Consider the following 15,166-nt stretch of genomic DNA (forward strand, 5'->3'; position numbering starts at 1 on the left):
TCGGCAATCGACACATCCGGCACCGGTCGCGCTCCTTGTTGGGCCGGGACGTTACTGAACGGTAGCTAGGGCCGGAAGTCCTGTGTGAAAAACTGCATTGGCCGATGCGTGGAGGTGTGCGCGCCGCACCCGTACCGCGCACCCCCGCGCTCCGCCCCGTTGCGAGGCGGGCCGGCGGGTCCGCCGGCGCCGTTCGCGGCATGTCGCGGTGTCCGGCGACGGGGACACCGCGACACGCCGCGAACCGCGGAACGGCTGGCGGCGGTCAGTGGGCGTCGGCGGCCGGCTCGACCAGCTCGACCAGGACGCCGCCGGCGTCCTTGGGGTGCACGAAGTTGATCCGGGAGTCGGCGGTGCCGCGCTTCGGCTTCTCGTAGAGCAGCCGTACGCCCCGCTCGCGCAGCGCGGCGCAGGCGGCGTCGATGTCAGCCACCGTGTACGCCACCTGCTGCACGCCCGGCCCGTTGCGGTCCAGGAACTTCGCGATGGTCGACTCCGGGGTCAGCGGGGCGAGCAGCTGCACGCAGCCGCCCTCGGTGGTCGGGCCGACGGCCAGCATCGCCTCGCGTACGCCCTGCTCGGTGTTGGTTTCGACGTGCACGCAGCGCATGCCGAAGGTGCGCTGGTAGAAGTCGATCGCGGCGTCGAGGTCGGCGACCGCGACCCCGACATGGTCGATGCGGCGCAGGCCGATGTCTGTGACATAGTCGGCAGCGGGCTCGACGGGGGAGTTCTCAGCCATGGCGCTAGTCTGACCGAACAATCGTTAAGGCGTACAGGTCGGCACCCCCTCGGAGGCAGGCAATGGCTTCGGTGATCATCAGCGGCGCGCGGACCCCCATGGGGCGCCTGCTGGGCAACCTCAAGGATCTCCCGGCGACGAAGCTCGGCGGCGTCGCGATCAAGGCGGCGTTGGAGCGCGCCGGCGTCGCTCCGGACCAGGTGCAGTACGTGATCATGGGGCAGGTGCTCCAGGCCGGCGCCGGCCAGATCCCGGCCCGGCAGGCGGCGGTCGAGGCCGGCATCCCGATGTCCGTGCCGGCGCTGACCATCAACAAGGTCTGCCTCTCCGGCCTGGACGCGATCGCCCTGGCCGACCAGCTCATCCGGGCCGGTGAGTTCGACATCGTGGTGGCCGGCGGCATGGAGTCGATGACCAACGCCCCGCACCTGCTGCTCGGCCAGCGCTCCGGCTACAAGTACGGCGACGTCACGATCAAGGACCACATGGCGCTCGACGGGCTGACCGACGCCTGGGACTGCTGCGCGATGGGCGAGTCCACCGAGAAGCACGGCGTGCGGCACGGCATCACCCGCGAGGAGCAGGACGCGTTCGCCGCGACCAGCCACCAGCGGGCCGCCGCCGCGCAGAAGAACGGCCACTTCGCCGACGAGATCACCCCGGTGGTCATCCCGCAGCGCAAGGGCGAGCCGCTGGTGATCAGCGAGGACGAGGGCATCCGTCCCGACACCACGGCCGAGTCGCTGGCGAAGCTGCGCCCGGCGTTCACCAAGGACGGCACCATCACCGCCGGCAGCTCCTCGCCGATCTCCGACGGCGCCGCCGCCGTGGTCGTGATGAGCAAGGCCAAGGCCAAGGAGCTGGGGCTGACCTGGCTGGCCGAGATCGGCGCGCACGGCAACGTCGCGGGGCCGGACAACTCGCTGCACTCGCAGCCGTCCAACGCCATCCAGCACGCCCTCAAGAAGGGCGGGCTGAGCGTCTCCGACCTCGACCTGATCGAGATCAACGAGGCGTTCGCCCAGGTCGGCATCCAGTCGGCCCGCGACCTCGGGGTCAGCCCGGACAAGGTCAACGTCAACGGCGGCGCGATCGCGCTGGGCCACCCGATCGGCATGTCCGGCGCCCGGCTGGTGCTCACCCTCGCGCTGGAGCTCAAGCGCCGCGGCGGCGGCACCGGCGCGGCCGCGCTCTGCGGCGGTGGCGGTCAGGGTGACGCGCTGATCATCCACGTGCCGGCTGGAGCCGAGAGCCAGCAGTGAGCGCGCGGAGCGAGTCGGTGCTGCGAGCTTCGCAGCCGTGAACAAAGGGACCACAGTGAGCGACGCCGTCGATCACGTCCCGGCGACGGCCACCGGGCCGGTGCGCCGCAGCCGGGACGTACCGATGCTGGTGGAGCGGGCCCGCGCGGGTGACCCCCGCGCGGTGGCCCGGCTGATCACCCTGGTCGAGTCCGGTGACGAGGTGCTGCCGCAGGTGGCGGCGGCCCTCGCGCCGTACGCCGGTCAGGCCCAGGTGGTGGGCCTGACCGGCTCGCCCGGGGTGGGCAAGTCGACCACCACCAACGAGCTGGTGCGGGCGCTGCGGGCGCGCGGTCACCGGGTCGGTGTGCTGGCGATCGACCCGTCCAGCCCGTTCACCGGCGGCGCGATCCTGGGCGACCGGGTCCGGATGCAGGACCACGCCACCGACCCGGGGGTCTACATCCGCTCGATGTCCAGCCGCGGCCACCTGGGCGGGCTGTCCGCGGCCACCCCGCAGGCGGTGCGGGTGCTGGAGGGCGCCGGCTGCGACGTGGTGCTGGTGGAGACCGTCGGGGTCGGCCAGGCCGAGGTCGAGGTGGCCTCGCTCGCCGACACCACCCTGGTCCTGCTGGCCCCCGGTATGGGCGACGCCATCCAGGCGGTCAAGGCCGGCATCCTGGAGATCGCCGACGTCTTCGTGGTCAACAAGGCCGACCGGGACGGCGCCGACGCGACGGTCCGCGACATCCAGGGCATGATCGCCCTCGGCGAGCGCGGGCCCGGCGAGTGGCGTCCGCAGGTGGTCCGCGCGATCGCCGCGCGGGGCGAGGGGATCGACGACATCGCCGCCGCCATCGACAAGCACCGCGGCTGGCTGGAGCAGCACGACGAGCTGCGCCGTCGCCGGGAGACGCGGGCCGCCGCCGAGATCGAGGCGATCGCGCTCGGCGCGCTCCGCGCCCGGATCGGTTCACTGCGCGACGGTACGGAGCTGTCGACGCTCGCCGCCAAGGTGGCCGAGGGCGCGCTCGACCCGTACGCCGCCGCGGACGAGCTGCTGGCCCAGCTCGGCTCCTGACCGGTCCACTGCGGACCCGCCCGCCTAGTACGCTCGCACCGCTTCACGGCGAGCGTGAGGCTGGACGAGTGGGCGGGTAGACCATGGCTGACGAGGCGACGCAGGAGTTGTCGGTGACTCCGGACGCGGTGGCGGGCGGGACGACGCAGGTCTCCGACGAGGTGGTGGAGAAGATCGCGGTGGCCGCCGCGAAGTCCGTGCCCGGGGTGGCCGAGCTCGGTGGCGACGTCGCCCGGTTCTTCAACGCCGTGCTCGACCGGGTCGGCCTGGACCAGGTCGGCGACGCGCGGCGGGGCTGCTCGGCGCACGTGACTGACGGCGCGGCCGTGGTCAACCTGGTGCTGGTGATCTCCGCCGGGCACCCGGTGCCGCAGGTGACCGACGCGGTGCGGGCGGCGGTGACGGCGGCGGTCGAGGCGTACGGGCTGCGCGCCGACGAGATCAACATCCGGGTGGACGACGTCGCGCTCGACGCCCCGGCCTGATCAGGTTACCGATCGGTACGGACTTCCTTAGCGATCGTTCAGGACTCCGTTCTACACTCGGTGTTCAGTCGAGGACTCGAGGAGGAGCCCCGCGGATGAACGCCGACGAGATCGCAGCCGGACGGGCACGCTGGCAGGCCCGCTACGACGCCGCGCGAAAGCGGGACGCCGACTTCACCACGCTGTCCGGGATGACCGTCGACCCGGTCTACGGCCCGCCGGAGGGCACCGCGTACCCGGGCTTCGACCGGATCGGCTGGCCGGGCGAGTTCCCGTACACCCGGGGGCTCTACCCGACCGGCTACCGGGGGCGCACCTGGACGATCCGGCAGTTCGCCGGGTTCGGCAACGCCCAGCAGACCAACGAGCGCTACAAGATGATCCTGGGCGCCGGCGGCGGCGGGCTCTCCGTCGCCTTCGACATGCCGACCCTGATGGGGCGCGACTCCGACGACCCGCAGTCGCTCGGCGAGGTCGGCCACTGCGGCGTCGCGGTCGACAGCGCCGCCGACATGGAGACGCTCTTCGACGGCATCGACCTGGCCGGCGTCACCACCTCGATGACCATCTCCGGCCCGGCCGTGCCGGTCTTCTGCATGTACCTGGTCGCCGCCGAGCGGCAGGGCGTCGACCTGTCCAAGCTGGACGGGACGCTGCAGACGGACATCTTCAAGGAGTACATCGCGCAGAAGGAGTGGCTCTTCGACCCCGAGCCGCACCTGCGCCTGATCGGCGACCTGATGGAGTACTGCGCCCGGGAGATCCCGCGGTACAAGCCCCTCTCGGTCTCCGGCTACCACATCCGCGAGGCCGGGGCGACCGCCGCGCAGGAGCTGGCGTACACGCTGGCCGACGGGTTCGGCTACGTCGAGCTGGGGCTCAGCCGCGGGCTGGACGTCAACGTCTTCGCCCCGGGCCTGAGCTTCTTCTTCGACTCGCACGTCGACTTCTTCGAGGAGATCGCGAAGTTCCGCGCCGCCCGCCGGATCTGGGCCCGCTGGCTGCGCGACGTCTACGGCGCGACCAGCGAGAAGGCGCTCTGGCTGCGGTTCCACACCCAGACCGCCGGGGTGTCGCTGACCGCGCAGCAGCCGGTCAACAACGTGGTCCGGACCGCCGTGGAGGCGCTCGCCGCGGTGCTCGGCGGGACCAACTCGCTGCACACCAACGCCCTCGACGAGACCCTGGCCCTGCCCACCGACGAGTCCGCCGAGATCGCCCTGCGTACCCAGCAGGTGCTGATGGAGGAGACCGGCGTGGTCAACGTCGCCGACCCGCTCGGCGGCTCCTGGTACGTCGAGGCGCTCACCGACAAGATCGAGGCCGAGGCGGAGGAGATCTTCGCCCGGATCCGGCAGCTCGGCGGCGAGGGCCCGCACCAGATCGGCCCGATGACCTCCGGCATCCTGCGCGGCATCGAGGACGGCTGGTTCACCGGCCACATCGCCGAGTCGGCCTTCGTCTACCAGCAGGCGCTGGAGAAGGGCGACAAGCGGATCGTCGGCGTCAACTGCCACACCGGCACGGTCGCCAAGGAGCTGGAGATCCTGCGCATCTCGCACGAGGTGGAGCTGGAGCAGCGTCGGGTGCTCGCCGAGCGCAAGGCCGCCCGGGACGACGCCGCCGTCAAGGCCGCCGTCGCCCGGATGGTCGAGGTCGGCCGCACCGGCGAGAACATGATCCCGGCCATGCTGGACGCCGTGCGCGCCGAGGCCACCCTCGGCGAGATCTGCGACGCGCTGCGCGCCGAGTGGGGCATCTACCGCGAACCCGCCCGCTTCTGACCCCGTCCCCGCCCTCCGCGACCGGTGCCTCGCCGGTGGTCCCGAAAGCACCGCGAAAGGTGCGAACGGCCACCCGTGCGGGCGCGATCGCGGAGGGCGGTCGCGGCAGCGGCCGGGTGGGCGGTGAGCAGGGGTGAGAGTTGCAACTGTCGCCGTCGCGGTTGATCTGAGTTCCGCGGGACACGTGCGAGACTAGATAACCATGAGCGACCCACGGATCACCTCGTCGATCTTCACCCGCGGCGCGGTCGACCTCAGCGCGCTGCGCAGCACCGCACCGGCCAACACCCGCCCCAGCACACCGACCCAGGCCGGCCCGTCCGCCGGTCTCCCGGGCGGCCCCGCCACCGGTGGCGGCGGCCTCGCCGTGATCGACGTGACTGAGGCGACCCTCCAGTCCGAGGTGCTCGAGCGTTCGCTGACCACGCCCGTCGTCGTCTTCTTCGGCGCGGCCGGCTACCCGGAGAGCGACGAGTTCGCGCCGGTGTTGGAGCGGCTGGCGACCGAGGGCGCCGGCGCGTGGGTGCTGGCCCGGGTCGACGTCCAGGAGAACCCCCGAATCGCCCAGATGTTCCAGATCCAGGCGATCCCGACCGTCTACGCGGTCGTCGGCGGCCGTCCGATCGACGCGTTCCCCGGCGTGGTGCCGGAGCCGCAGCTGCGCCAGTGGATCGCGGCGGTGCTCAAGGCCGGCGGCGTGGCCGTGGCGGAGCCGGAGGACCCGCGCCTCGACGAGGCCGACGACGCCCTGATGAGCGGCGACCTGGACGCCGCCGAGCGGGCGTACAAGAAGATCCTCGCCGAGTCCCCGGCGGACGCCGCGGCGGAGGCCGGCCTGGCCCAGGTCGGGGTGGCCCGGCGGGTCGCCGGCGTCGACCCCCGGGCGGCGGTCGCCGCCGCGCAGGCCGCCCCCGACGACGTCGAGGCCCAGCTGCTCGCCGCCGACGTCGAGGTGCTCAGCGGCCTGGCCGAGCAGGCGTACGCCAGGCTGGTCAGCCTGGTCCGGCGGACGGCCGGCGACGACCGGGAGAAGGTACGCCAGCACCTGGTTTCGCTGTTCACCATCGCCGGCCCGGACGACCCCGCGGTCGCCTCGGCCCGGCGGGCCCTGGCCAGCGCCCTGTTCTGAGTTCGTAGCACGCCAGCGCGGGCCGGCGTTCCGGCCGGCCCGCCCGACCACCGAGGACGGGAGCCCATGATGCGCCGGATCGCCGTCCTCGACGCGCCGACAAACCTGGGACTGCGCCCACCCACGTCCACCTCCGTCCCCGGCTGCGGCAAAGCACCCGGCGCGCTGCGCGACCACGACCTGCTCGCCCGGCTGCGGGCCCGCGACGCCGGCTGCCTCACCCCACCCCGGTACGACCCGGGCGACTGGCGGCCCGGCGACGGCGTCTGCCACGCCCGGGAGATCTCCGGCTACTCGGTGGCCCTGGCGGACCGGATCGGCGCGATCATCGACCGGGGCGAGTTCCCGCTGGTGCTCGGCGGCGACTGCTCGGTGCTGCTCGGCTCGGCGCTGGCCATGCACCGGCTCGGCGAGGCGGTCGGCGGCCGGATCGGCCTGGTCTTCGTCGACGGCCACTCCGACTTCCGGCACCCCGGCAACGCCTCGTACGTGGGCGCGGCGGCGGGGGAGGACCTGGCGCTGGTGACCGGGCGCGGACAGGCCGACCTGGCCGCCATCGAGGGGCGGCGCCCCTACTTCCGCGACATCGACGTGGTGGTGCTCGGCATCCGCGCGCAGGACGAGTACCGCCTCGACCTGCAGGCCGCCGGCATCACCACCCGGCCGGTGCCCGCGCTGCGCGCCGAGGGCGCGGCCCGCACCGCCCAGTGGGCGCACGAGCAGCTCGCCGACTGCGCCGGCTACTGGGTGCACATCGACGTGGACGTGCTCGACCCGGCGGTGATGCCGGCGGTCGACGCGCCGGACCCGGGCGGGATCGCCTTCGCCGAACTGGAGATCCTGCTCGCCGGGCTGGTGGACACCCCGCACTGCCTCGGCGTCGAGCTGACCGTCTTCGACCCCGACTACGACCCGGACGGCTCGTACGCCGCCGAGATCGTCAACACCGTCGTGGCCGGCCTGGCCCCGGTGTCGGCGCCGGAGGCGGTGCCGCCCCGGCTGCTGCCGGCCGCCCCGCCGCCGCAGCGCGTCCGGTCCACCGGGCCGGCGATCCTCGCCGGTCTCGCCACCCCGCCCAACGGCGGCGCCGGGCCGGCCGGAGGGCCGGGGCCGGGCTCCCCGGTCGGCATCGCGCCGCTCGGGCCCGGCGAGCCGGCGGTGGACGAGCCGGAGGCCGTGAAGGGCCCGGCGACCGGCGGGCTCGCGTCGGCGCCGGTGGAGACGCCGGTGCCCGCCGTCGCCGTCGAGCCGGTCGGGCCGCCCGCCGGCGTCGGGCCCGGCCTGCTCCGCCGGGTGCCCCGTGCCGACGAGGACGGGGCGTCGGAGGACGGCCCGGCGCCGTCGTCCGCCGGCATCGCCTGACGGATCCGCCGCGGTGCGCCGGGTGCCGGGAGGCTGGGGTCGGGTCAGCGGAGGGCGCGGAGGAAGCGCTCGCTGATCGGGACCGCGCTGGACGTGCTCGATCCGCCCTGCTCGACGAAGACCGCGAACGCGACGTCACCCTGCCAGCCGACGAACCAGGCGTGGGTGTGCGCGGGGTTGTTGTCGTACTCGGCGGTGCCGGTCTTGCCGTACACCGGGCCGCCGGGGACGTCGGCCAGCGCCTTCGCCGTGCCGGCGGTGACCACCTCGCGCATCATCGCCTTGAGCGGCTCCACCGACTCGGCCTTGAGCTGCGGGCCGGGCTCCGCCGGCACGGCCGGGGCCGGGTCGAGCACCAGCTTCGGCTGCTCCCAGCGGCTGCGGGCGACCGCCGCGGTGGCCCCGGCCATGGCGAGCGGGCTGACCACGGTGGTGCCCTGGCCGATCGCGGCGGCGGCCTGCTCGACCGGCGAGCCGTTGGCCGAGACCTTGCCGGTGAAGGCGTCCGTGCCGAGGTCCCAGCTGCCCTCCAGGCCGAGGGTACGGCCGGTGACGGCCAGCCCGTCGGGGCCGAGCTTCGGCGCCAGGGACGTGAAGGCGGTGTTGCAGGATTTGGCGAAGTCGGTGCGGAACGGCACCTTGCCGAGGACGAAGTCGTCGGAGTTCTTGAAGGGTCGTCCGTCCACGGTGAACGTCTTCGGGCAGTCCACGACGGAGTCGGCGCCGACCGCGCCGCGGTCCAGCAGACCGAGGGCGCTGACCATCTTGAAGGTGGAGCCCGGCGGCACCTGGGCGGTGAAGGCCAGGTTCTCCCCGGCCGCGCCGGGCCCGTTGGCCGCGGCGAGCACCGCGCCGTCGCTGATCCGTACCGCCACCAGGGACGAGCGGCGCTTCTCGCCGCGCAGCGCGGCGTCGGCGGCGTTCTGGGTGGCCACGTCGAGGGTGGTCTTCAGCGGCTGGCCGGGCTGCGGCTCGTGCCGGAAAACCTCGGTCGGCTCCGGGGTGCCGTCGGGACCGGCCGGCCCCTGGACGAGCACGGTTAGCCCGGGAGTGCCGCGCAGGCGGTCGTCGTAGCGGCCCTGGAGGCCACCGTGCCCGACCAGGTCGCCCTTGGCGTACCTGTCGGGGTGGGCGGCCAGGTCGTCGGCCTGCGCCTCGTCGACGGAGCCGAGCAGCGCCCGGGCGAACTCCCGGGTGGGAGCCAGGTCCCGCTTCTCGGTGGGGAACCGGGTGCCGGGCAGGTGGTAGATGCGCGACCGGATCTGCCGGTACGCCTCGTCCCGCAGCGTCACCACCTCGACGAAGGCGCCCGGATCCGCCTCGCTGAGCCGTTTCGGCAGGTCGGCAAGGTCGACCGGGGGATTCAGCGCCGGCCGGATCGCCTTGAACGCCGCGTCGAGCTGCTTGACCAGCGCCTTCGCGTCGGTCACCTCGCTGGGCTGCACACCGACCCGGACCACCTGTCGGGGCGCCACGATCGGCTGCCCGGCGGCGTCCAGCACCCCGGCCCGGGGGCTGGCGGTCCGGCGTACGGTCAACCGGTCGCCCGCGCCGAGCTGCTCCTGCACCAGCTGCGGCTCCCAGATCACCTGCCACTGGTCGTCCCGGCCCTGGCGCAGCCGCACCGGTCGGTCGTACGCCCAGGTGGTCTTTCCCGGCAGCGTCCACTCCACCCGGACCTTGGCGGTGGCGATGTCCTTGGTGACCTCGGCGTCGCCGGAGCGGCGCAGGGTGGGCGGGGTGGCGGCCAGCTCGCCGGAGAGCTCCTTGATCTCCTTGGCGACCTCGGTGGCCGGCAGCCGGGCGCCGGTCGGGTCGATGAACCCGACCGCGCCGAGGTCGCCGGAGCGCCAGCCGGTCAGGAAGGCGTCGACGGTCCGCTCCGGTCCGTCACCGTCCGAACACCCGGTGAGCGCGCCGGCCGCCAGCACGGTGGCGGTCAGCGCCGCGAGGGCCGGCCGGATGCGCGTACGGGGACGGCGGAGCGGGTACGACACGGGCATGGAGCGGTACCTCCGGATCTCGGACTGCCCTGCACGCTAGTACGGCCGTGCTCCCCGTACCGCCCCGGCGTGGCCGCACGCTGCGTGAAGACCCCGACGGCGGTGTGATGAACATCGCGAGTCGGGGTACTCCGCAGCCGGCCGACCACGCATCTGCAACGGGTGAAAGGACAGAGTCCCGAACCGGACGTCCGGCCGGTGGTCCGCCGACGAACGGACAGAGTGGCAGGGCCTAGGCTGGGCGGCAGAGTGACCCACAACGCGGTGGGTCGAGGGGAGTGGCACCGATGGACCGGCGTCCGGCGATCAAACCGGGACCCGACCTCCGGCAGGCTGACACCGGCCGGGACGACAGCTTCGATTCGGCGACCGACGGGGACGGCTTCGGCCGACTCGACACAGGAGTTACCGGGATGACCGGTTCGAGTATCGACACCCTCTACGAACTGGGGCTTCCTAGCGAAGCGCTCGGTGACGACGTGGAGGACGCGGAGCTCGACGAGCCGGTACCCAACGCGGAGCGCCTGGTCGCCCAGGCGGTGGCGCTGGCCGGCGACGACCACGACGCGGCCACCCTGGTGGGCCGTTTCTGGCGGTTCGCGCCGGACGAGGAACTGATCGGATTCACCGCCGAGGAGATGCTCGACGCCGCCAGGGCGCACCGGGACCTGGCCCAGCAGCGGGTGCCGGGCGAGCTGAAACTGCGCATCCACGAGCCGGACGCCGAGCAGCACCACACGGTCATCGAGATCGTCACCGACGACATGCCGTTCCTGGTCGACTCGGTGACCGCGCTGCTCAACTCCCACCACCTCGACGTGCACCTGCTGGTGCACCCGCTGGTCGTGGTGCGGCGGGAGCCGCTCGGCCGGCTGACCGAGGTCTCCGCCGACGTCGAGCCGGACGACGCGATCGCCGGCGACCTGGTCGAGAGCTGGATGCGGATCGAGATCGACCCGGTCCGGGACGCGGGGGAGCGGGAGAAGCTGCGCCGCGAGCTGCAGCGGGTGCTCACCGACGTGCGCGAGGCGGTGGAGGACTGGCCGAAGATGCGGCAGCGCGCCCTGGCGCTGGCCGACGAACTGGCCTCGGCCCGGACCTCCGACAACCGTCCGCCCGTGCCTGAGAAGGACATCACCGACTCGGTGGAGCTGCTGCGCTGGCTGGCTCACGACCACTTCACCTTCCTCGGCTACCGGGAGTACCGGCTGGTCGAGAGCGACGGCGGCGACGGACCGGCGCTGGAGGCGGTGCTCGGCACCGGGCTGGGCATCCTGCGGTCGGACTCGCCGGAGGCCCGGGCGCTGTCGTCGATGACGCCGGAGGCGCACGAGAAGGTGATGGAGAAGCGCCTGCTGATCATCACCAAGGCGAACTCCCGGGCGACCGTGCACCGCTCGGCCTACCTGGACTACATCGGATTCAAGATCTTCAACGAGGCCGGCGAGGTGGTCGGGGAGCGGCGGTTCCTCGGCCTGTTCTCCACCGCCGCGTACCGGACCAGCGTCCGGGAGCTGCCGGTGGTCCGGCGCAAGGTCGCCGAGGTGCTGGACCGCTCCGGCCTGAGCCAGCGCAGCCACTCCGGCAAGGACCTGCTCCAGATCCTGGAGACCTACCCGCGCGACGAGCTGTTCCAGATCAAGACCGACGACCTGTACCACGCGGTGATCGGCGTGCTGCGGATGGCCGGTCGCCGGCAGCTGCGGGTCTTCCTGCGCCGGGACGCGTACGGGCGGTTCATCTCCTGCCTGATCTACCTGCCCCGGGACCGGTTCACCACCCAGAACCGGCTGCGCATGCAGGACATCCTGCTGCACGAGCTGAACGGCGTCGGGGTGGACTACACCACCCGGGTGACCGAGTCGATGCTGGCCCGGGTGCACTTCATCGTCCGGACCGACCCGACCAACCCGCCCGGCGAGGTCGACGCCGACCTGCTCGCCGAGGAGCTGGCCGACGCCACCCGGCTCTGGGACGACGACTACCGGCTGGTGCTGGAGCGCAAGCTCGGCGACGAGCAGGCCAAGCACCTGTTCAGCCGGTACGCCGACGCCTTCCCCGAGGGCTACAAGGACGGCCACACGCCGTACGAGGCGATGAAGGACCTGGCGAAGCTGGAGCTGCTGGAGGAGCCCGGCCAGCTGGAGATGCACCTGTTCCGCAAGCAGCTCGCTCCGCGCGGGGCCGGCGGGGACGCCGACGACGCCATGGACGTCCGCTTCAAGGTCTACCGGTACGGCGAGCCGATGATGCTCTCCGCCGTGCTGCCGGTGCTGCACTCGCTGGGCGTCGCGGTGGTCGACGAGCACCCGTACGAGGTGGACCGGGTCGACGGCCGGGTCTTCCTGTACGACTTCGGCCTGCGCCTGCCCGAGCGGCACCAGGAGCTGGCCGAGGTGCGTCCGCACGTGGAGAACGCCTTCGCCGCCGCCTGGCGGGGCGAGGCCGAGGTGGACGGCTTCAACGAGCTGGTCTTGCGCGGCGGTCTCACCTGGCGGCAGGTGGTGGTGCTGCGGGCGTACGCGAAGTACATGCGCCAGGCCGGCACCGTCTTCTCCCAGGACTACATGGAGCAGACCTTCATCGCGTACCCGAAGATCGCCGCCCTGCTGGTGGAGCTCTTCGAGACGCGGTTCGCCCCGGGTGCGGCGAGCATCGAGGAGCGCCGGCAGCGCACCGACGAGCTGGTCGGCGCCATCAGCGCGGCCCTGGACGACGTGGCCAGCCTGGACCAGGACCGGATCCTGCGGTCGTACCTGACGCTGATCCAGGCCACCCTGCGGACGAGCTTCTACCAGAAGCCGGTCGGCGGGCGACCCAAGTCGTACGTGGCGTTCAAGCTGGACCCGCAGGCCATCCCGGACCTGCCGGCCCCGCGGCCGAAGTTCGAGATCTTCGTGTACTCGCCCCGGTTCGAGGGCGTGCACCTGCGGTTCGGGCCGGTGGCCCGGGGCGGGCTGCGCTGGTCCGACCGGCGGGAGGACTTCCGCACCGAGGTGCTCGGCCTGGTCAAGGCGCAGATGGTGAAGAACGCCGTGATCGTGCCGGTGGGCGCCAAGGGCGGCTTCGTGCTCAAGCAGAAGCCGGGGGACCGCGACGAGGCGGTCGCCTGCTACAAGGAGTTCGTCGGCGCGATGCTCGACGTCACCGACAACATCGTCGGCGGCGAGATCGTGCCGCCGACCGACGTGGTGCGGCACGACGCCGACGACCCGTACCTGGTGGTGGCGGCGGACAAGGGCACCGCGACGTTCTCCGACATCGCCAACGAGATCTCGGCGGCGCACCAGTTCTGGCTGGGCGACGCGTTCGCCTCCGGCGGCTCCGCCGGGTACGACCACAAGAAGATGGGCATCACCGCCCGGGGCGCCTGGGAGTCGGTCAAGCGGCACTTCCGCGAGCTGGGCCACGACACCCAGACCCAGGACTTCACCGTGGTCGGCGTCGGCGACATGTCCGGTGACGTGTTCGGCAACGGGATGCTGCTCTCGGAGCACATCCGGCTGGTGGCCGCCTTCGACCACCGGCACATCTTCCTGGACCCCGACCCGGACGCGGCCACCTCGTACGCCGAGCGGAAGCGGCTGTTCGAGCTGCCCCGGTCGTCGTGGGAGGACTACGACCGGAAGCTGATCTCGGAGGGCGGCGGGATCTTCCCGCGTACCGCCAAGTCGATCCCGATCACGCCGCAGGTCCGGGCGGTGCTCGACCTCGACGAGGACACGACGCAGCTCAGCCCGCAGGAGCTGATGAAGGCGATCCTCACCGCGCCGGTCGACCTGTTCTGGAACGGCGGCATCGGCACCTACGTGAAGGCGTCGACGCAGACCAACGCCGAGGTGGGCGACAAGTCCAACGACGCGATCCGGGTGGACGGCAAGAGCCTGCGCTGCCGGGTGGTCGGCGAGGGTGGCAACCTGGGCTGCACGCAGCTCGGCCGGATCGAGTACGCCCTGGCGGGCGGACGGATCTACACCGACTTCATCGACAACGCGGCCGGGGTGGACTGCTCCGACCACGAGGTGAACATCAAGATCCTGCTCAACACGGCGGTCGCCGACGGCGCGCTGGACGTCCCCGAGCGGGACGAGCTGCTCGCCCAGATGACCGACGAGGTCGCCGAGCTGGTGCTGCGGGACAACTACGACCAGGCGCGGGCGATCAACAACGCCCAGGCCCAGGCCGCGTCGCTGCTCCCGGTGCACCGGCGGATGATCAACGAGCTGGAGCGGGCCGGTCAGCTCGACCGGGCCCTGGAGGCGCTGCCGCCGGACGAGGAACTGGCGGTCCGCACCGAGTCCGGGCTGACCGCGCCGGAGTTCGCGGTCCTGCTCGCGTACGTCAAGATCGTGCTGGAGCGGGAGATCCTGGCCGAGGGGCTGGCCGACGAGGAGTGGACGACCGAGGTCCTGGTCAACTACTTCCCGACGCCGATGCGCGAGCGCTTCGCCGACCGGATGGCGCAGCACCGGCTGCGCCGCGACATCGTCACCACGGTGCTGGTCAACGAGGCGATCAACCGGGGCGGCATCTCGTTCGTCTTCCGGGTCGTCGAGGAGACGGCCGCGTCGCCGGCGGACGTGATCCGGGCGTACGTGGTGGTCCGCGAGGTCTTCGGGCTGCGCGAGCTCTGGGACGCCGTCGAGGCGCTGGACAACAAGGTCTCCCCGGAGCTGCAGACCAGCGTCTACCTGGACACCCGGCGGCTGCTCGACCGCGCGGTGCGCTGGCTGGTCACCAACCGGCGCTCGCCGATCGACGTGCCGGCCGAGATCGCCCGGTTGCGCGACGGCGTGGCCCGGCTCCTGCCGGACCTGGAGGAGCGCTTCTACGGCAGCGAGCGGGAGTCGCTGGCGGCGCACATCGACTCGATGACCGAGCGGGGTCTGCCGCGCGACCTGGCCGAGCAGGCGACCCGCCTGATGTACAGCTTCGGCCTGCTCGACGTGGTGGAGACGGCCACCTCCAGCGGGCGGGACGTGGGCGAGGTGGCCTCGGTCTACTTCGTCCTGTCCGACCTGTTCCGGGTGGACTCCCTGTTGTCGAAGATCTCCCTGCTGCCGCGGGAGGACCGCTGGCAGACGCTGGCCCGGATGGCGCTGCGCTACGACCTGTACGCCGCGCTGGCCGCGCTCACCGCGGAGGTTCTCGACTCGACCCCGGACAACCTGCCCTCGAACGAGCGGGTGCTCCAGTGGGAGCAGTCGAACGCCACCTCGATCCACCGCGCCCGCCGGGCAATGGGGGAGTTCGACGAGTCGCGGGCCGACCTGGCCGCCCTGTCGGTGCTGCTGCGCCAGATCCGCACCCTGGTGCGGACCTCCGCCGCCGCCTGACGA

General features: G+C 72.6%; 8 protein-coding genes and 1 pseudogene. 7 read left to right on the top strand and 2 right to left on the bottom strand.

Annotated features, from left to right (window positions below; translation table 11 throughout):
• Positions 1-265 precede the first annotated feature (265 nt).
• Positions 266-742 (bottom strand): methylmalonyl-CoA epimerase, encoded by a 477-nt coding sequence (mce, locus tag FHX75_RS22405; RefSeq protein ID WP_154942305.1) that lies wholly within the window; start codon positions 740-742, stop codon positions 266-268.
• A gap of 62 nt (positions 743-804) precedes the next feature.
• On the opposite strand from mce, the gene FHX75_RS22410 reads away from it, so the two are divergent.
• From FHX75_RS22410 to FHX75_RS22435, 6 genes and pseudogenes are all read left to right on the top strand, one after another.
• The gene (locus tag FHX75_RS22410; protein ID WP_154942306.1) at positions 805-2,004 is read left to right on the top strand and encodes an acetyl-CoA C-acetyltransferase; all 1,200 of its coding nucleotides are present in this window, start codon (positions 805-807) and stop codon (positions 2,002-2,004) included.
• Positions 2,005-2,059: 55 nt separating this feature from the next.
• Complete coding sequence (meaB, locus tag FHX75_RS22415; protein ID WP_154942307.1) at positions 2,060-3,064, top strand: methylmalonyl Co-A mutase-associated GTPase MeaB; 1,005 nt, start codon at positions 2,060-2,062, stop codon at positions 3,062-3,064.
• Positions 3,065-3,147: 83 nt separating this feature from the next.
• Positions 3,148-3,549 (top strand): Asp23/Gls24 family envelope stress response protein, encoded by a 402-nt coding sequence (locus FHX75_RS22420; protein ID WP_154942308.1) that lies wholly within the window; start codon positions 3,148-3,150, stop codon positions 3,547-3,549.
• Positions 3,550-3,644: 95 nt separating this feature from the next.
• Entirely contained in the window at positions 3,645-5,333 is a 1,689-nt protein-coding gene (gene icmA, locus FHX75_RS22425) for a coenzyme B12-dependent isobutyryl-CoA mutase large subunit (protein ID WP_154942309.1), read from the top strand.
• A gap of 202 nt (positions 5,334-5,535) precedes the next feature.
• Entirely contained in the window at positions 5,536-6,462 is a 927-nt protein-coding gene (locus FHX75_RS22430) for a tetratricopeptide repeat protein (protein ID WP_154942310.1), read from the top strand.
• Between the two features lie 66 nt (positions 6,463-6,528).
• A pseudogene (locus FHX75_RS22435) lies at positions 6,529-7,476 on the top strand (arginase family protein); the annotation flags it as partial.
• Positions 7,477-7,868: 392 nt separating this feature from the next.
• Here the strand turns inward: FHX75_RS22435 and FHX75_RS22440 are convergent.
• Entirely contained in the window at positions 7,869-9,827 is a 1,959-nt protein-coding gene (locus FHX75_RS22440; protein ID WP_154942311.1) for a penicillin-binding transpeptidase domain-containing protein, read from the bottom strand.
• A gap of 287 nt (positions 9,828-10,114) precedes the next feature.
• Here FHX75_RS22440 and FHX75_RS22445 point away from each other — a divergent pair, with 287 nt between their 5' ends.
• Positions 10,115-15,163: an NAD-glutamate dehydrogenase gene (locus tag FHX75_RS22445; protein ID WP_154942312.1), complete on the top strand. Its 5,049-nt coding sequence runs from the start codon at positions 10,115-10,117 to the stop codon at positions 15,161-15,163.
• The last annotated feature ends 3 nt before the right edge of the window (positions 15,164-15,166 follow it).

The organism is Micromonospora palomenae (assembly GCF_007829925.1).
Taxonomy (GTDB): Bacteria; Actinomycetota; Actinomycetes; order Mycobacteriales; family Micromonosporaceae; genus Micromonospora; species Micromonospora purpureochromogenes.

Excerpts from the sequence above, each read along its gene's own strand:
- FHX75_RS22410 (WP_154942306.1), top strand. The coding sequence starts at position 805 with ATGGCTTCGGTGATCATCAGCGGCGCGCGGACCCCCATGGGGCGCCTG.
- mce (WP_154942305.1), bottom strand. The coding sequence starts at position 742 with ATGGCTGAGAACTCCCCCGTCGAGCCCGCTGCCGACTATGTCACAGAC.
- FHX75_RS22440 (WP_154942311.1), bottom strand. The coding sequence starts at position 9,827 with ATGCCCGTGTCGTACCCGCTCCGCCGTCCCCGTACGCGCATCCGGCCG.
- FHX75_RS22445 (WP_154942312.1), top strand. The coding sequence starts at position 10,115 with ATGGACCGGCGTCCGGCGATCAAACCGGGACCCGACCTCCGGCAGGCT.
- FHX75_RS22420 (WP_154942308.1), top strand. The coding sequence starts at position 3,148 with ATGGCTGACGAGGCGACGCAGGAGTTGTCGGTGACTCCGGACGCGGTG.
- FHX75_RS22430 (WP_154942310.1), top strand. The coding sequence starts at position 5,536 with ATGAGCGACCCACGGATCACCTCGTCGATCTTCACCCGCGGCGCGGTC.
- icmA (WP_154942309.1), top strand. The coding sequence starts at position 3,645 with ATGAACGCCGACGAGATCGCAGCCGGACGGGCACGCTGGCAGGCCCGC.